Origin of the sequence: Candidatus Villigracilis affinis, assembly GCF_016705895.1 — a bacterium.
Lineage (GTDB): Bacteria > Chloroflexota > Anaerolineae > Anaerolineales > Villigracilaceae > Villigracilis > Villigracilis affinis.
The window spans coordinates 62317-77518 of sequence record NZ_JADJKT010000007.1 but is presented as its reverse complement, the minus strand read 5'-3'; the positions used below and the strand labels follow the sequence as shown (position 1 = coordinate 77518).

General features: G+C 52.2%; 23 protein-coding genes. 19 read left to right on the top strand and 4 right to left on the bottom strand.

Annotation, left to right across the window (positions count from 1 at the left end; all coding sequences use genetic code 11):
- The first annotated feature begins 7 nt into the window (after nucleotides 1-7).
- The 19 genes from rplF (at nucleotide 8) to IPI86_RS05055 (ending at nucleotide 12164) form a co-directional block, all read left to right on the top strand.
- Nucleotides 8-556 carry a 50S ribosomal protein L6 gene (gene rplF, locus IPI86_RS05145; protein WP_345296919.1) on the top strand — a complete coding sequence of 183 codons (549 nt, stop codon included), beginning with the start codon at nucleotides 8-10 and terminating at the stop codon, nucleotides 554-556.
- A 3-nt stretch (nucleotides 557-559) separates the two neighbouring features.
- Nucleotides 560-925 (top strand): 50S ribosomal protein L18, encoded by a 366-nt coding sequence (gene rplR / locus IPI86_RS05140; protein WP_345296918.1) that lies wholly within the window; start codon nucleotides 560-562, stop codon nucleotides 923-925.
- Nucleotides 926-972: 47 nt separating this feature from the next.
- Nucleotides 973-1521, top strand: a complete 549-nt coding sequence (gene rpsE / locus IPI86_RS05135) for a 30S ribosomal protein S5 (protein ID WP_345296917.1) — start codon at nucleotides 973-975, stop codon at nucleotides 1519-1521.
- Nucleotides 1514-1711: a 50S ribosomal protein L30 gene (gene rpmD / locus IPI86_RS05130; protein ID WP_345296916.1), complete on the top strand. Its 198-nt coding sequence runs from the start codon at nucleotides 1514-1516 to the stop codon at nucleotides 1709-1711. The genes rpsE and rpmD overlap by 8 nt, the downstream gene beginning before the upstream one ends.
- A 7-nt stretch (nucleotides 1712-1718) precedes the next feature.
- Nucleotides 1719-2174, top strand: a complete 456-nt coding sequence (rplO, locus tag IPI86_RS05125) for a 50S ribosomal protein L15 (protein WP_345296915.1) — start codon at nucleotides 1719-1721, stop codon at nucleotides 2172-2174.
- 22 nt (nucleotides 2175-2196) lie between these two features.
- Nucleotides 2197-3582 carry a preprotein translocase subunit SecY gene (gene secY, locus IPI86_RS05120; protein WP_345296914.1) on the top strand — a complete coding sequence of 462 codons (1386 nt, stop codon included), beginning with the start codon at nucleotides 2197-2199 and terminating at the stop codon, nucleotides 3580-3582.
- 9 nt (nucleotides 3583-3591) lie between these two features.
- Nucleotides 3592-4242, top strand: coding sequence for an adenylate kinase (locus IPI86_RS05115; RefSeq protein WP_345296913.1), 651 nt, complete (start codon nucleotides 3592-3594; stop codon nucleotides 4240-4242).
- 59 nt (nucleotides 4243-4301) lie between these two features.
- A complete protein-coding gene (gene map, locus IPI86_RS05110; protein WP_345296912.1) occupies nucleotides 4302-5072 on the top strand; it encodes a type I methionyl aminopeptidase in 771 nt (256 codons plus the stop codon).
- Nucleotides 5073-5174: 102 nt separating this feature from the next.
- Nucleotides 5175-5288, top strand: coding sequence for a 50S ribosomal protein L36 (rpmJ, locus tag IPI86_RS05105; RefSeq protein WP_345296911.1), 114 nt, complete (start codon nucleotides 5175-5177; stop codon nucleotides 5286-5288).
- A gap of 11 nt (nucleotides 5289-5299) precedes the next feature.
- Nucleotides 5300-5686 carry a 30S ribosomal protein S13 gene (rpsM, locus tag IPI86_RS05100; RefSeq protein ID WP_345296910.1) on the top strand — a complete coding sequence of 129 codons (387 nt, stop codon included), beginning with the start codon at nucleotides 5300-5302 and terminating at the stop codon, nucleotides 5684-5686.
- Between the two features lie 25 nt (nucleotides 5687-5711).
- Entirely contained in the window at nucleotides 5712-6116 is a 405-nt protein-coding gene (gene rpsK, locus IPI86_RS05095; protein WP_345296909.1) for a 30S ribosomal protein S11, read from the top strand.
- Between the two features lie 18 nt (nucleotides 6117-6134).
- Nucleotides 6135-6800: a 30S ribosomal protein S4 gene (gene rpsD / locus IPI86_RS05090; protein WP_345296908.1), complete on the top strand. Its 666-nt coding sequence runs from the start codon at nucleotides 6135-6137 to the stop codon at nucleotides 6798-6800.
- A gap of 74 nt (nucleotides 6801-6874) precedes the next feature.
- Nucleotides 6875-7846, top strand: coding sequence for a DNA-directed RNA polymerase subunit alpha (locus IPI86_RS05085; protein ID WP_345296907.1), 972 nt, complete (start codon nucleotides 6875-6877; stop codon nucleotides 7844-7846).
- Nucleotides 7847-7849: 3 nt separating this feature from the next.
- Nucleotides 7850-8227 (top strand): 50S ribosomal protein L17, encoded by a 378-nt coding sequence (gene rplQ / locus IPI86_RS05080; RefSeq protein WP_345296906.1) that lies wholly within the window; start codon nucleotides 7850-7852, stop codon nucleotides 8225-8227.
- 52 nt (nucleotides 8228-8279) lie between these two features.
- Nucleotides 8280-9026, top strand: a complete 747-nt coding sequence (gene truA / locus IPI86_RS05075; protein ID WP_345296905.1) for a tRNA pseudouridine(38-40) synthase TruA — start codon at nucleotides 8280-8282, stop codon at nucleotides 9024-9026.
- A 22-nt stretch (nucleotides 9027-9048) separates the two neighbouring features.
- Nucleotides 9049-9486: a 50S ribosomal protein L13 gene (gene rplM, locus IPI86_RS05070; RefSeq protein WP_345296904.1), complete on the top strand. Its 438-nt coding sequence runs from the start codon at nucleotides 9049-9051 to the stop codon at nucleotides 9484-9486.
- 15 nt (nucleotides 9487-9501) lie between these two features.
- Entirely contained in the window at nucleotides 9502-9894 is a 393-nt protein-coding gene (gene rpsI, locus IPI86_RS05065) for a 30S ribosomal protein S9 (RefSeq protein ID WP_345296903.1), read from the top strand.
- 96 nt (nucleotides 9895-9990) lie between these two features.
- Nucleotides 9991-11088: a nucleoside triphosphate pyrophosphohydrolase gene (gene mazG / locus IPI86_RS05060; RefSeq protein WP_345296902.1), complete on the top strand. Its 1098-nt coding sequence runs from the start codon at nucleotides 9991-9993 to the stop codon at nucleotides 11086-11088.
- A 92-nt stretch (nucleotides 11089-11180) separates the two neighbouring features.
- The gene (locus IPI86_RS05055; RefSeq protein ID WP_345296901.1) at nucleotides 11181-12164 is read left to right on the top strand and encodes a hypothetical protein; all 984 of its coding nucleotides are present in this window, start codon (nucleotides 11181-11183) and stop codon (nucleotides 12162-12164) included.
- Nucleotides 12165-12177: 13 nt separating this feature from the next.
- On the opposite strand, the gene IPI86_RS05050 is transcribed toward IPI86_RS05055, so the two are convergent.
- The 4 genes from IPI86_RS05050 to IPI86_RS05035 all read right to left on the bottom strand — a co-directional run bounded on the left by IPI86_RS05050 (nucleotide 12178) and on the right by IPI86_RS05035 (nucleotide 15199).
- Nucleotides 12178-12720: a GNAT family N-acetyltransferase gene (locus IPI86_RS05050; protein ID WP_345296900.1), complete on the bottom strand. Its 543-nt coding sequence runs from the start codon at nucleotides 12718-12720 to the stop codon at nucleotides 12178-12180.
- 10 nt (nucleotides 12721-12730) lie between these two features.
- Nucleotides 12731-13372 (bottom strand): hypothetical protein, encoded by a 642-nt coding sequence (locus tag IPI86_RS05045; protein ID WP_345296899.1) that lies wholly within the window; start codon nucleotides 13370-13372, stop codon nucleotides 12731-12733.
- Between the two features lie 61 nt (nucleotides 13373-13433).
- The gene (gene nirK / locus IPI86_RS05040; protein ID WP_345296980.1) at nucleotides 13434-14702 is read right to left on the bottom strand and encodes a copper-containing nitrite reductase; all 1269 of its coding nucleotides are present in this window, start codon (nucleotides 14700-14702) and stop codon (nucleotides 13434-13436) included.
- Nucleotides 14591-15199 carry a cupredoxin domain-containing protein gene (locus tag IPI86_RS05035; protein ID WP_345296898.1) on the bottom strand — a complete coding sequence of 203 codons (609 nt, stop codon included), beginning with the start codon at nucleotides 15197-15199 and terminating at the stop codon, nucleotides 14591-14593. Before IPI86_RS05035 ends, nirK begins: the two co-directional genes overlap by 112 nt.
- Nucleotides 15200-15202 lie beyond the last annotated feature (3 nt).

Sequence of the window (15202 nt, the reverse complement as noted above, 5' to 3'; positions counted from 1 at the left end):
GTTTATCGTGTCTCGCATTGGTCGATTGCCTATTGATATTCCCGGCGGCGTACAGGTGAACGTGAACGGTTTGGATGTTCACGTGAAGGGCCCGAAGGGTGAGTTGAAGAGATCGTTTTCCCGCTTGGTTGGAATCAAAATGGAAAACAATCAATTGAACATTACCCGCAATTCGGAAAACCCCGCCGAACGCGCCATGCATGGTACTGTCCGCGCAGTGATCGCAAACATGATTCACGGCGTTAGCAAGGGTTTTGAAGTTGTTCTCCAGGTTGAAGGCGTGGGTTACCGCGCTGAAATGGAAGGGAAGAACCTCGCCCTGTTTGTTGGTTACTCACACCCGGTCAAGATGGAACCCCCGGCTGGTGTAACATTTGAAACGGACGCAAAGACCCGTCAGATCAAAGTTTCGGGTTTTGATAAAGAATTAATCGGTCAGATTGCTGCGAATATTCGCAAAGTACGCCCGCCTGAGCCGTACCATGGCAAGGGTCTGCGCTACCTGGGCGAACGCGTCCGCCGCAAAGCTGGTAAAGCTGGAAAAGGAGCCAAGTAAGCTATGGCTAAGAAGAGTCGCTCTCTCGCTCGTGAACGCCGCCATGTGCGCGTTCGCAAGCATGTACATGGAACTGCCGATCGTCCGCGCTTGAACGTGTTCAAGAGCCTTTCCGGTATCTATGCCCAGATCATTGACGATCACGAAGGCAATACCCTGGTTTCCGCGTCCACAGTGGACAAGGATCTGCGCGAGCAGGTAAAGGGTATGAAAAAGACCGAACAGGCCAAGGCCATTGGTAAGGCGGTGGCGGAACGTGCCAAATCCAAAGGGATTTCCACAATTGTGTTTGATCGTGGCGGTTTCCGTTATGTTGGTCGTGTCAAAGCCCTTGCTGATGGTGCCCGCGAAGGCGGTTTGCAATTCTAGAAGTTGTAGCGGCGAATTAATTCGTTGCTACGTTACTGGAGAAAGATATGGCAGAAAAGCAATTTACTGATAAGCAGCAATTTGAAACACAGGACGCCTTTGAAGAGCGTGTTATTGAGATTGCCCGCGTTGCAAAAGTGGTAAAGGGTGGTCGTCGCTTTCGCTTCCGCGTGACAGTTGTCGTTGGTGACAAGAACGGTACCATCGGCATGGGCACTGGGAAGGCGAATGCTGTTCCTGACGCCATGCGCAAAGCTTCTGAACGCGCTCGCAAGGATTTGCGTGTAGTGAACCTCTCCAACACCACCATTCCGCACGAATCATTGGGTAAGGTGGCTGGCGCAAAAGTCTTCCTCAAGCCCGCCTCCGCTGGTACTGGCGTTATCGCCGCTGGTGGTGTGCGCGCTGTGTTGGAACTCGCTGGCGTTCGTGACATTCTCACCAAGTCCATGGGTAGCGCAAACGTTTTGAACGTGGTTATGGCTACCTTTGGCGCTCTGGAAGGCTTGCGTTCTCCCGCAAATGAAGCGGCTCGCCGCGGCAAGCGTACGGAAGAATTAATGCCCTTCTGGGAACGGAGGAAGCAACATGCCTAAGCAAGCAACTTCCGGAAAGACCCTGCGCGTGACTTGGGTGAAAAGCGATATTGGCTTTCCCAAGGATCAAAAAGCCACTATTAAAGCACTGGGCTTGCGCAGATTACATCAAACTGTTGAGCACAAGGATACGCCCGCCCTTCGTGGTATGTTGAACAAGGTCGTTCATTTGCTCAAGATCGAAGAGTAGGTTGAATATGAAACTTCACGATCTCGTACCCAATGTTGGGTCAAAAAAGAATCGAAAGCGCGTTGGACGCGGTATCTCAGCAGGGCAGGGTAAAACCGCCGGTCGTGGTACCAAAGGCGCTGGTGCTCGCTCCGGCGAAGGCGGTCACGCTTATCGTCAGGGCGGTAACCTGCCGTTCTTCCGCCGCCTGCCATTTATCCGCGGTGAAGGATTTACCCCGCCAAATCAGGTTTCCTATAATGAAGTGAACCTTGATCAACTTTCACAAGCCTTTCAGGCCAATGCTGATGTGAATCCTGAAGCCCTTGAGCAGGCACATCTCCTGCGCGACTCACGTAACCCGACAGTTGTTCTGGGACGCGGTGAGATTACCGTGGCCCTCAAAGTGAAGGCACATCGTGTAAGCGCGGGCGCCAAAGCCAAGATCGAAAAGGCTGGCGGCTCGGTCGAACTGATCGCCTAACCCCTATTAAAGGATACTTTGCATGAAGAGCACTTTTTCAGGCTGGCATTACCTGTGGAAATCGGAAGATATTCGACGCAAACTGATCATCACCTTTGCAATTTTGGCGTTGTATCGGCTTGCGGCGAATGTACCCGCCCCTGGCGTAAATTTTGAAGTTTTGGCTGCATTCCGCGCATCATCTGCGGGCAGCGGGGGCTTCCTCGGTTTTCTTGATCTGCTCTCTGGTGGTACGGTCTCAAACTTCTCATTGCTTTCAATGGGTGTGTATCCGTACATCACAGCGCAAATTATTTTGCAGTTGTTGATCCCGATCATTCCAGCTCTGCAGCGTAGAATGGAAGAGGATCCTCGAGAGGCTCGCCGCTGGCAGGAAAAGTGGACTTACTATCTTGCCGTGCCGATGGCTGCCCTTTCTGCAATCGGTCAAATCAATATTTTCAATTCCCTATCCCTTCAGGCGGTCGGCGAGAGGATTCTCCCGTTCGGCTTTGGCGCTGACTTGTGGCTTACATCGCTGACGGTTTTGCTTGCCATGACGGCCGGTACGATGTTTGCCATCTGGCTTGGTGAGTTGATCTCCGAATATGGTATTCGTGGACAGGGTCTTTCTCTGGTTATTTTTGCAGGTATCGTTGCGCAAATGCCCGCGAATCTCGTTTCTCTTCTTTCAGATGAAAGTACACGCTGGTTTATGTTGTTGTTTACCATCGTGATCATCATTTTGACAGTGTTTGCGATTGTTTATGTGCAACAAGGCCGACGGAACGTCCCCGTTATGTACCCCGGACGCCGAATGGGCAATCGCATGTCCATGCCCGTAAAAGGTACACTGCCTTTGATGGTGAACTTGTCAGGCATGATCCCCTTGATCTTTGCAAGCGCAATTTTACAGTTTCCAGCAATCCTTGCAAGTTACTTCACCAGCAGCGAAAATGCAGGTGTTGCCAAGTTCTTTACCGATGTACAGAACTTCTTTGGGGCTACCAGCACAACCACCAGTAATTGGGGATATTGGCTCCTCTACTTCTTCATGGTTGTGATTTTTACATTTTTCTATACTTCTGTGTTGTTCGATCAGCAGAACTATGGAGAGAATTTGAAAAAAGTTGGCGCAACCGTTCCCGGTGTACATACTGGTGCTCCTACTCAAAAATATTTGAGCACAGTCCAGCGCCGTATCACATTGGTTGGCGCTGTGTTCCTTGGGATAGTTGCAATCATGCCTTTCTTAATAGGTTTGTTATTGCGGGTATTGAGTTTGAACACCGCTAGTTCCCAGGCTGGATTGTTCCTGGTTTCCTCTTCAGGTTTGCTCATCGTTGTGGGCGTGGTACGTGATACCTTCCAAAACATTGATGCAGAACTCAAATTGCATGGCTATAAAGATTCACTGCTGGTCCGCTAAGGAGCTGTAATGACGACCTTCATCGTCCTGCTTGGACCTCCTGGAGTGGGTAAGGGGACCCAGGCCGAGATTTTGGCCCGTTCCACCAACCTCGCACATATCTCTTCAGGAGATCTCTTTCGCGAAAACCTTAAAAACCAAACAGACCTCGGCAAACTCGCCAAATCCTATATGGATAAAGGCGAACTGGTACCGGATGATGTAACTATCAAGATGATCCGTGATCGCCTAAAACGAGATGACTGCAAGTCCGGTGCGATCCTCGACGGCTTTCCGCGCACACCAGCTCAGGCTGATGCACTCGAAAAGACACTCGCGGAGTTCAGTGGTCAGGTGGACAAAGTTCCTTATATTACTGCTGCTGAAGATATCCTGATTGAACGGACTGGCGGACGTTTTACATGTCGTGCAAGTGGCCATATCTATCATGAGACGTTCAATCCTCCAGTAAAAGTCGGAGTATGCGACATCGATGGGTCTGAGTTGTACCAGCGTGATGATGATAAAAAAGAAACCGTTACGAAGCGTATTCGTGTCTATCTCGAACAGACCATGCCGCTGGTGGAGTACTACCGGACAAGAGGTAAATTAGTCGAGATTAACGGTGACCAGGCCGTTGAGCAGGTAACACAGAAACTACTTGCTGCCTTGAAAACATAATTTTGGTATTGTGCGGAGCGAAGAATAATAGTGCTCCGCTGAGAAGTAGGTTTTATTCAATGAGTTGGCAACGCCAGATCAAGGTCAAAAGCCCTGCGGAAATCAAGGTCATGCGCGAAGCAGGGCATATCAATGCAACCGTTCTGGCCGCGGTAAAAGAACTTTTACAACCAGGTGTGACGACCGCCGACCTCAACGCGGCTGCTGAGGAGGTGCTGAAGTCACACGGATGTGTATCGCCGTTCAAGGATTACGGCCATCCGCCATACCCTGCATCCATCACCGTTTGTATCAATGACGAAATGGTGCACGGAATTCCCCACCCGAAACGAAAGTTGAAGGAAGGGGATATTGTCTCGATTGACTGTGGCACGATCCATAATGGCTTTGTCGCAGACTCCGCTTTCACTGCCGGAGTAGGGGAGATCTCTTCCCAGGCGGCAAAACTGCTTGAAGTCACCGAAGGAGCGTTGTACGCTGGCATTGATAAAATGCGCAAAGGTAACCGCACAGGTGATGTTTCGGCAGCGATACAAAAATATGTGGAAGACAATGGTCTCCACGTAACACGCGAGTACACAGGTCACGGCGTCGGGAGAAAAATGCATGAAGGTCCCCAGGTACCAAACGTCGGTATCGCAGGAACCGGATTTCAACTTCGCCCGGGACTGACGATTGCACTTGAACCAATGGTGCTCGTTGGGACGCATGAAACCCGCGTCTTGCCCGATCAATGGACGGTTGTCTCTGCTGATGGGTCTTTGACGGCACATTTCGAACATACAGTTGCCGTTACCGAAGGAGAACCCCTCATCCTGACTGTCCTGTAACCAAGCAGGCAACCGAAAAAGTATGGACGGTTCGTAAAACAACCAGTATAATTAAGTCTTTGGTCGTCAGAAAAGATGACCCCAAGCAAGGAGATTGAATTCATGAAAGTATCACCCTCCATTCGCAAGCGTTGTGCCAAGTGCCGCATTATTCGGCGCAAAGGCGTTATTTTCATCATTTGCGAAAATCCAAAACACAAGCAGAGACAGGGTTAGTGTGGTGACCTATGGCGAGAATTGAAGGTGTAGATCTGCCCCGCAACAAGCGGGTTGAAGTTGGCCTGACTTACCTGTTTGGTATTGGCCCGACACGCGCTCAGAAGATTTTGGCTCACACCAAAGTCAATCCTGATACGCGCATCAAAGATTTAAGCGAAGCGGATGTTGCCGCGATTCGCGAATATATTTCCAAAAATTTCAAGGTTGAAGGCGATTTGCGCCGCGAAGTTCAATTGAACATTAAGCGCCTGATTGAAATCGGGTCTTATCGTGGTTTGCGCCATCGCCGTAACCTGCCTGTCCGTGGCCAGCGCACGCGCACAAACGCGCGCATTCGCAAGGGCACCAAGAAAACGGTTGCCGGTCGTGGTCGTCGCAAGGGCACCAAGAAGTAATTCTGTCCGAAAGGTATAAATAAAAATGGCTCAGAGTGTTCGTTCCACCCGTCGCCCATCGGGCGCCAAAAAAGGGAAGCGTACCCTGTCCTACGGACAGGTGCATATCTTTGCTTCCTTCAATAATACGATCGTTACTGTTACCGACACTGAAGGCAACACGGTTTCCTGGGGTTCTGCTGGCTCCGCTGGTTTCAAGGGTTCTCGCAAGAGCACACCCTTTGCCGCCCGCCTCGCCGCTGAACAGGCTTTAAAAGCTGCCCAACAGCTGGGTTTGCAGGACGTTGATCTTTTCGTAAAAGGCCCCGGCCCCGGTCGCGAGAACGCAATTCGCGCCGTCCAGTCCATGGGTTTGAAAGTTCGCTCTATTTCGGATATCACCCCGGTGCCACATAACGGCTGCCGTCCTCCGAAAAAGCGACGCGTGTAATTAAGAGGTTGTTACCATATGGCTAAAACATTAAGTCCAGTTTGTAAACTTTGCAGGCGCGAAGGCGAGAAGCTTTTCCTTAAGGGCGAGCGTTGTTTTACACCCAAGTGCTCCTTTGAAAAGCGTGATTTCGCCCCCGGCCAGCATGGACGCACCGCAGGTCGTGGTGGTGGCAAAGGCAAGGGTATGGGTACCGGACGCGCTTCGGACTTTGCCCGCCAGTTGCGCGCCAAGCAGAAGGCCCGTCGCATTTATGGCGTGATGGAACGTCAGTTCCGCCGCTATTATGATACGGCTAAGACCGGCCACAGCCTTACCGGTTTGACCCTGCTTCAGATCCTTGAATCCCGCCTTGATAACGTGGTGTTCCGTCTTGGATTTGCTTCCAGCCGCTCACAGGCTCGCTTGCTCGTTGCCCATGGTCATTTCACTGTGAATGGTCGCCGCACCGATGTGCCTTCCATGCTCCTCAGCGAAGGTGACGTTGTTAGTGTGCGTGAAGGCTCTGGCAAATTGACCTACTTCAAAGACCTGAGCGCCTACACTGAAAAGCGCAATGCGCCCAGTTGGCTTAATCGTGATATCAAAGCGATGGCCGGTACCTTGGCTCGCATGCCAGAACGTGCTGAGATTGACGGAAGTCTCGACGAGCAGTTGATCGTCGAATACTATTCCAGACGCTAATCTTCCATTTTCGCTCTGGCCGGACTGTAAGCTGGTGTCCAGCCTTGAGCATTATATAAAGGGAAAGGTGAACCGTGACTGGTATCATCACGAACATGGTTATGCCAAAAATCGAGCGTGAAGCTGAAGCTCGGAACTATGGCAAATTCACAATTGGTCCGCTGGAGGGCGGTTATGGTGTGACGTTGGGCAATGCCCTGCGCCGCGTCCTGCTTTCCTCTCTTGAAGGAACCGCCATTACATCCGTACGTTTTGCGGATGTTCTGCATGAGTTTAGCGACGTCCCGGGCGTGCGAGAAGATGTCATCCAGGTAATGCTGCAGGTCAAACAGATCCGCATCAAAATGGATGGTGTTGACAGCGCTCGTATGCACCTTGAAGTGCGCGGCGAAGGAACGGTCACCGCGGCCGATATTGTTACCCCGGCCGAAGTTGAGATCGTCAACCCTGACACCTATCTTTTCACGGTGGATGGTGCAAAAACCAAGCACGACATCGAATTCGTAGTGGAACGTGGCCGGGGTTATTCCCCAGCCAACGAACGTGCCGGGCACATGCCCATTGGCGAGCTTCCTGTGGATGCGATCTACAGCCCGGTAAAACGGGTGAATTGGGAAGTATCCTCTGCCCGTGTGGGTCAGAGCACGAATTACGACAAATTGATTTTGGAAATCTGGACAGACGGCACCATTTCGCCGGAACGCGCCCTCAGTTCCTCCGCCCGCATCCTCATCGATCACCTGCGTTACGTCGCTGGCATCAACGAGGAAATGCTTGCGGTGGCCGTGGAGCGCGAATCCTCTGGCAGCCGTTTGAGCAGTGAACTGGCCGAAACGCCAGTGGAAGCCCTCGACCTGTCCGTGCGTGTCTTCAACTCATTGAAGCGCACTGGCATCACCAATGTTGGTGACGTGCTCGACCTCCTTGAAAAAGGCGAGACCGCGGTCATGTCCATCCGCAACTTCGGCGAAAAGAGTCTCGACGAGCTTCGCCAGAAGATGCAGGAAAAGGGCTTTATGAAAGACGACACATCCTCGGAGAGTTAGAAGATGAGACATTCAGTAGCAGGTTATATTTTAGGACGCACCAAAAGCTCACGTATTGCCTTGAGGCGCAACCTGATCAAACAACTTTTTATACACGAGCGTATTAAGACCACGGAAGCCAAGGCTGCTGCGGTTCGCGGTGATGCCGAACGCCTGATTACCATTGCCCGCAACAGCGCCAATGGCAGCGATTCGGACAAGCTCAATGCGCGCCGTCTGGCGATCACCAAGCTGGGTGATAACCAACTCATCAAGCGTTTGTTCGATGAGATTGCCCCCCGCTTTGCGACCAGACCCGGTGGTTACACCCGTGTGACGAAACTTGGACCCCGACTTGGCGACGCCGCCGAAATGGTTGTCCTTGAATTGGTTGAAGAATAGCAGAAACATCCGGCGTTCAGCCAAAAGCTAATTGCTAAAGGCTAATCGCTATATGGCACGTTACAAAGTGATCCTTGCCTATGACGGCACCGGTTTTACCGGAAGTCAAAGACAGGCAAACTCCCGCACAGTGCAGGGCGAGCTGGAAAAAGCGCTCCGCAGACTGGGATGGTCTGATAAGTCCATCGTTATGGCTGGCAGAACAGATACGGGAGTGCATGCGACAGGACAGGTGGCCGCATTCGATTTCGAATGGGCACACACGGAGGATAAACTTCTTCGTGCGCTCAACGCGGACCTTCCTTCTGATCTTGTCATAAGAAGCCTGATCACGGCCCCGGCCGATTTTCACCCACGCTTTGACGCCGCCTCGCGCGAATACCGCTACAGGTTATTTTGTGGAACGATCCGCGACCCGTTGCGGGAAAGATTTTTGTGGCGGGTTTGGCCCGCCCTGGATGAAGATGTCCTCAACCGGGCTGCAAACATCTTCCTCGGCACACATGATTTTGTCACCATGGGTTCACCAACGACCCCGAAAGGGACGACGGTACGCACGGTGACGAAAGCCGAATGGAAGAGAATGCCGGATGGTGAGTGGCAGTTTGAAGTCAGGGCAGATGCGTTTTTATATCGCATGGTAAGAAGGCTGGTTTTTGTACAGGCTTCCGCCGCCCAGGGAAAATGTTCGCTTGAAAAAGTCCGCAATGCTTTAAATGAGCAGGGAAAACTTTCATCCGGATTGGCTCCCGCGCACGGCTTGACGCTGGTTGAAGTAACGTATGGATCACATGACTAGATTATGAAACGGAGTGACGAAAGTGCAACAGAAAACATATTATCCGAAAGCCGCTGAAATTCAGCGCGACTGGGTTGTGCTGGATGCCGAAGGGCAAAATTTGGGCCGCTTTGCCGCGAGCATTGCGCACATTCTGCTTGGCAAACATAAACCAACCTTCACACCTGGTGTGGAGATGGGAGATTTTGTGGTTGTGGTAAATACCGAGAAGGTTACAGTGACCGGTACCCGCACCAGCAGCAAGCTCGAAAGCAAGATCTACTATAGTCACTCCGGTTATCCGGGCGGCTTGAAGAGCATCTCCCTGCGGGATCAACTCGCCACACACCCCGACCGCGCCCTGCGCGATGCCGTATGGGGCATGCTCCCGCACAACCGCATGGGTCGTGCAGTGCTCAAACGCCTGAAGATCTATGCTGGCCCCGATCATCCGCACGCAGTGCAAGCGGCGAAGAAATAAAAGAGGTAAGAGAATATGGCTCAATATTATGAAGGTATTGGTCGCCGCAAGGCAAGCACGGCCCGTGTTCGCCTGACGACCGGCAACGGAAAATTCACCGTGAACGAAAAAGATGGCGTAGCTTTCTTCACCCGTATGGGCGATGTCGAAGACATCATGCGCCCGTTCGGTGCAGTGGGGCAGGAAGCTGGCAAATACGATGTAAGCGCCATGGTTAACGGCGGCGGCACATCCGGCCAGACCGAATCCGTTCGTCTCGGTATTGCCCGCGCCCTCCAGCTCATCAATGCGGAATGGACATCTGCCCTCCGCAAGAAGGGCCTGCTCACCCGTGATGCCCGCGTGAAGGAACGCAAAAAGCCAGGTCTCAAGAAGGCCCGCAAGGCACCGACCTACACCAAACGCTAATCCTTTTACTGGGATTTCAGTTAATCCGTAATGCGTAATCCGTAATTATTTACGAGTTACGAATTACGGATTACGCATTTAACCACGGAGATAAGCATGGACTTCAACCTGATCTCTTCCATCTTCACGACGTTGCGCATCGCGCCGCCCTCGAAGCTGACTCTGCTCGAAGCGCAGACTCTCGCGTCCGCGCATGTACCGCCATTTCCGCCTGACATGCCCGTTTTGCTGACCGGAATCGATACAAGCGAATTGGCTTTGCAGGTTAGAACCGTATTGTTGACCGTGTATCCACGCGGGCACAGTATTTTTGTCGTTGACGTCAATAAGATGAAAGAGGAAGTATTGGGCAGTTTTGGGGCTGGTGTATTTTCCCCAGAGACCTGCTTGTATATTCCGTCGCTGGGGGAGGGGACATCTTTCGAGTCATTTGCGGAGATCGTGGCGCATTTGCGCGCGCCGGATGGCTGCCCATGGGACAAGGAGCAGACACACCAAACCCTGCGGAAGCATCTGCTCGAAGAATCCTACGAAACTTTGACCACCATGGACGAGAACGATCCCGAAGGAATGCGTGAAGAATTCGGTGATCTGCTTTTACAAATCGTGTTGAATTCGCAGATCGCGAATGAGGCCGGTGAGTTTTCGATGAACATGGTTGTGAAAGGCATTTACGACAAGATCGTTCGCCGTCACCCGCATGTGTTTGGAGATGTAAAACTCGATGGGGTGGATGGCGTTTTGCAGAACTGGGAAAAGTTGAAGGAAAAGGAACGAAAGGAAAAAGGGGAGGATGGAAAGCAGGAAAAGGGGTTACTGGATGGCGTTTCTGCCGCATTGCCCGCGCTAACCCAGGCGCAGGAATATCAAGACCGCGCTGCGCGTGTTGGTTTTGACTGGCCCGAAGTGGAAGGCGTTCTGGATAAAGTCCGCGAGGAGATCGAAGAGATCAAACGGGCACAGAATATTGATGAAGTCACTGCCGAGTTGGGTGATTTGTTCTTTGTGCTGGTCAACCTGGCGCGCTGGCGTAAAGTGGATGCGGAATCTGCGTTGCGTGGGACGAACTTGAAATTCAAGAAACGTTTTGCTTACGTGGAGCAAGGCGCGAAGAAGCAGGGAAGAAATCTTTCGGATATGAGGCTGGAAGAGATGGATATTTTGTGGAACGAAGCCAAGATGAAAGGTTTGTGATTATTTCAGACCTGGCTCACCCAAATTAGCATTTTGCCTGTCGATGATTTGTAAGGATAGATCATGAACAGGCGGGATAAAATTTTATTAACATGGGAACCAATCAGAACACTTCTTCCACAGCACAAACTCCCAAATGGGATTTGCCCGATGCCTGGGCAAAAAGCGGACATTGCCCTGCTTGCGGTGCGACGAATTTGAAAGTGACACACCTGCCGGACATGCCGGATTATTTATCCTGTGCGCGTTGTCAGGTATCGTTTGAAGTGGAAAATGGGGGACGATTCGTTCGTTTGAAATACATCCCCGACCGATATGAATTTGCGGATGCCCAGCTTCACAACCGATGGGTGGAGGCGGCTAGTCTCTCTGCGATCTTGAACAAAGCCAGACCTGCGGCGCATGAAGAAAAAACCATACCGCCATCTACCCAAATGCTTTCGGATGCGGACGCTTGGAATCGCGCACTGGGTATGTATCGGCTTGGAAACAAGCCCAAGATGATCCAGTTGACGCTGATGCAATCTGGAATGCCACAAGAACAGGCAGCGGTCATTTATCAGAAATTGAAGAAGCTGGCCGAACAGGATGCTCAAAAAATGAATCAGAAGTTCTGGATATTGGCCGGTATCTCCATTTTCCTGATCCTTTCCCTCGCGGGTGGGTGGTTGTATGCCAGCGGTAATCTTGCCATTCTAATGGGCGATGCTACGCCTGTGCCAGTGGTGGAAGGCCCTTCTGCAGTTGAACTCCTACTTGACCTTGTTCCTGATGATGCGAAGCCCGCCATCGTTGACCTGCCCGAAACGGTTGTGGAAGTTGGCCGTGGCCCCGGGCATTCCTCATGTCCTCCGACATCGGGAATGGCGGCGGAACTGTTTGGGGGCGATGCTGGCATGTGGCAGAAATCGGGTGCCTTTGCCGCGTGGCAAATGGTCAACCCGATCGATTCTGCCATCGTGACAGTTCCAACAGATATGACTGCCGCCTACGTGAATAATAAGACCATGCAATTCCTCTCGGTGCACGGACCAGCAACGATCTACAACGTAAATTTTCTAGTGATTTCCTGTTGAGGAAGTTAATGGGTCATTCTTTTTTGGGGTGTAGAATTTCCAGCGCCATTAAGTGTTCGTCGTAATAAACGCCATCGATGTAAAGTGCCTTGGGGTCAGTGCCGTAGAGTTTGAATCCGCAGCGCTCATAACTGCGGATGGCTGATGCATTGCTCGTGACAACCGCCAGTTTGACGATAACAACTTCATGTTTTATTGCCCAATCCAAACAGGTGCGGATCAACGCTTCGGCAATATGTTTCCCGCGCCATTCGGGCCTGACATAAACGCTGATGATGCTTGCGCTGTGATGATTCTTTTTCGTCATGTTTCGAAAGATGCCTGTCATGCCGATCAATTGTCCGTTGTGTTCGGCAAGGAACATGGCTTGCTCTTTCTCAATTATGGCCAATCTTCCCTCCCAATAACTTAATGGCTTGAGCAGGGCTTCTTCATAATCTGAGCCATAAGCAGTGGGGTGATCCTTAAGAGCTTTGAGCCGCAATTCGCGGAACGCTGGCAGATCTTCCGGGGTTGTGTGGCGGATGATGATTTCTTCCAATGGAGTGGATGTCATAATGTAGCGATTAGTTTTGGTTGCATGTAAAGCGCGCCAATGCCTCATCAAAAAGCGGACCGGCTGTTTCAGCCTGCGGGGTGTAGACCTTCCAGGCAAAGACACGGTCGCCGCAGGTCCAGGCGGCGATGCTGCCGAAGGGCACTTCGCTGATCGTGGTGGTGATGGGTCCATACATCACGTTCATGCCACGGACGAGTTTAACTTCGAGGGTGCCGGTTCTGGTATCCACTTGATCGTCGAGCAGGGTATCGAGCAGGAATTGCGGGTCAGATGTGCCGGGGGCTTGCAGCCAGATCAGATTGATGACCACGCTGGGAATTTGGTACGCGGCGAGGAATCCGTTGTTGTAGGCGCTTGGCGAGAGTTGACTTAACGCCGCCATGTGATCGTAGAACGCCATGTTGGCGGGATGCCCGATACAGAATTGATATTCGCAGAAGACGCCTGCCAGTGAAATGGGAGTGGGGGATGGGTATGCGGTCGGCGGGATGTTGGGAACGGCAGTTGGAAGCGCTGCAATGGTGGCGGCGACGGATTGTCGAATTAAATCGTTTGGGTTTGGAGTCGGGAGATTCTTTTTCGGGGAGCAGCCTGCAAATAGAAACAGAATCAGGCTGATGGTTAAGTTAAGAAGCGTTTGTTTTTTCATCCCGAAATTATAATGGAAAAGCCCCGTCATCAAGACGGGGCTTCTGTTTTGTGGATCTGTTTTAGTGTCCGCTTCCTGCGGAGGGGGTGCCGAGAAAGATTTCGGGAGCGGCTGGGCCTTCAACGATGAGGAAACCTGCGAGCCCGCGCTGCAATCTTGAGAGGGCATGATCTACAAGAATGAAGCTGCCCGGTACTTCGAGTTTGAATTCGACCATGGTTGCACCGCCGGGTGGGACAAGCGTGGTTTGCACGTCGGTGAGCGGTGCGCCGGTGAGGGAGGCCTGGTCGAAGACCCGATCGAAGATCTCGCCGATGACGTGGAAGGACGATGTGAAGTTGGGTCCGCCTACACCGAAGAAGATGCGTATGGTTTCACCGACATTGGCTTTGAGTGGTTTTTGAGTGGTGAGCGCGCCGACCGCACCATTGAAGACGAAATATTCAGGATCTTCATTCAGCAGTTTGGTGGTATCGGACATCTGATGGCCTTGTTCGCCGAATGCGCCCGATGTGTATAACTCACCTTGCATGACGTAAAACTCGCGATCCACCGGGGGCAGGCCGCCTTCAGGTTCAACAAGGATGAGGCCATACATGCCGTTCGAGATATGGTCTGCGACCATCGGGGTTGCGCAGTGATAGACGAAGAGTCCGACATTGAGTGCCTTGGCAGTGAAGACGCTTTCCTTGCCCGGCTGAGTTTGGGTCATGACTGCGCCGCCACCTGGGCCTGTGACTGCGTGAAAATCGACGGAGTGATTCATGGTGCTGGAGGTGTTGTTCTTCATGTGGACTTCGATGGTATCACCAAGGCGCACGCGGAAGAATGGGCCGGGGACTGCTCCGTTGAATGTCCAGTAGGTATATGTGGTTCCATCTGCAAGCTGGCCTTCCACTTCCACAGCCTCGAGATTGATCACGACGGTGGTCGGTTCGCGGGGTTCGAGCGGCGCGGGCAGGTCGGCTGGGTCGCGTACCACGTCTGCGCCGGTGGTGGGAGCCTGGGGTGCGGTAACTTCGGTTTCTGATGTGCTGTATGCTCCAGCGGGTAATCCATTGAGATAGGTAACGATGGAGTTGAGCTCGTCTTCGGTCAATGTGTCAGCCAGTGCGGCGGGCATGACATTGGGTGCGCATGCGCCGGTGGGGCAGGTAGGGGCGATAAACAAATTCGGGTCGAGAATGGATTCGCGGATGTATTCCTCAACTGTGGTGGCTACGCCGGTGTAGGCGTCACTCTTGAGGTGTTCCTCGGCGGCCATGCTGAGGTTTGAAAGATTGGGCGCAACCACGCCAACAGCGTTGGGGATTCCATCGATCCATGGCAGCTTCCACATGCGCCTTTTTGGAAGGCGGCAAGCACGGCGGGGTCGCCATTGCTGGTGGAGGAAACGGCCGCAGGCATCACATCGGACGTGCTGACCATTAAGATGCCTCGCATGCCCAATTCAGCATGGTTGGCTACACTGTCAAAATATTCCATTTCTCCATGTACGGTGGATACAGCAAATGTGACCGAGGCTTCCTCGCCCTTTTCCTTTACCACATCGGTGCTTACGTTGACTTCGGGAAAAGTGATGTCATGTTGCCCTTCTCCACCGTTGATTAATGTGACCGTGATGGTTGAACCAGGGACGGCGCTCAGAGTGGGGTTTTCGATCCCGTTGATCTCGTCGCTGACGCCAAGAAAGACCAGTCTGCCTTCCCGCAGGTCAGTGGTCAATACATATTCCTTGTCAACAGGTTGGAAGCTTGTGCCTGTGCAGGCGGCGATGAAAAGACCAAGCAGAATTGTTAAGACCAGAAATTTAGAGAATTTTTTCATTTT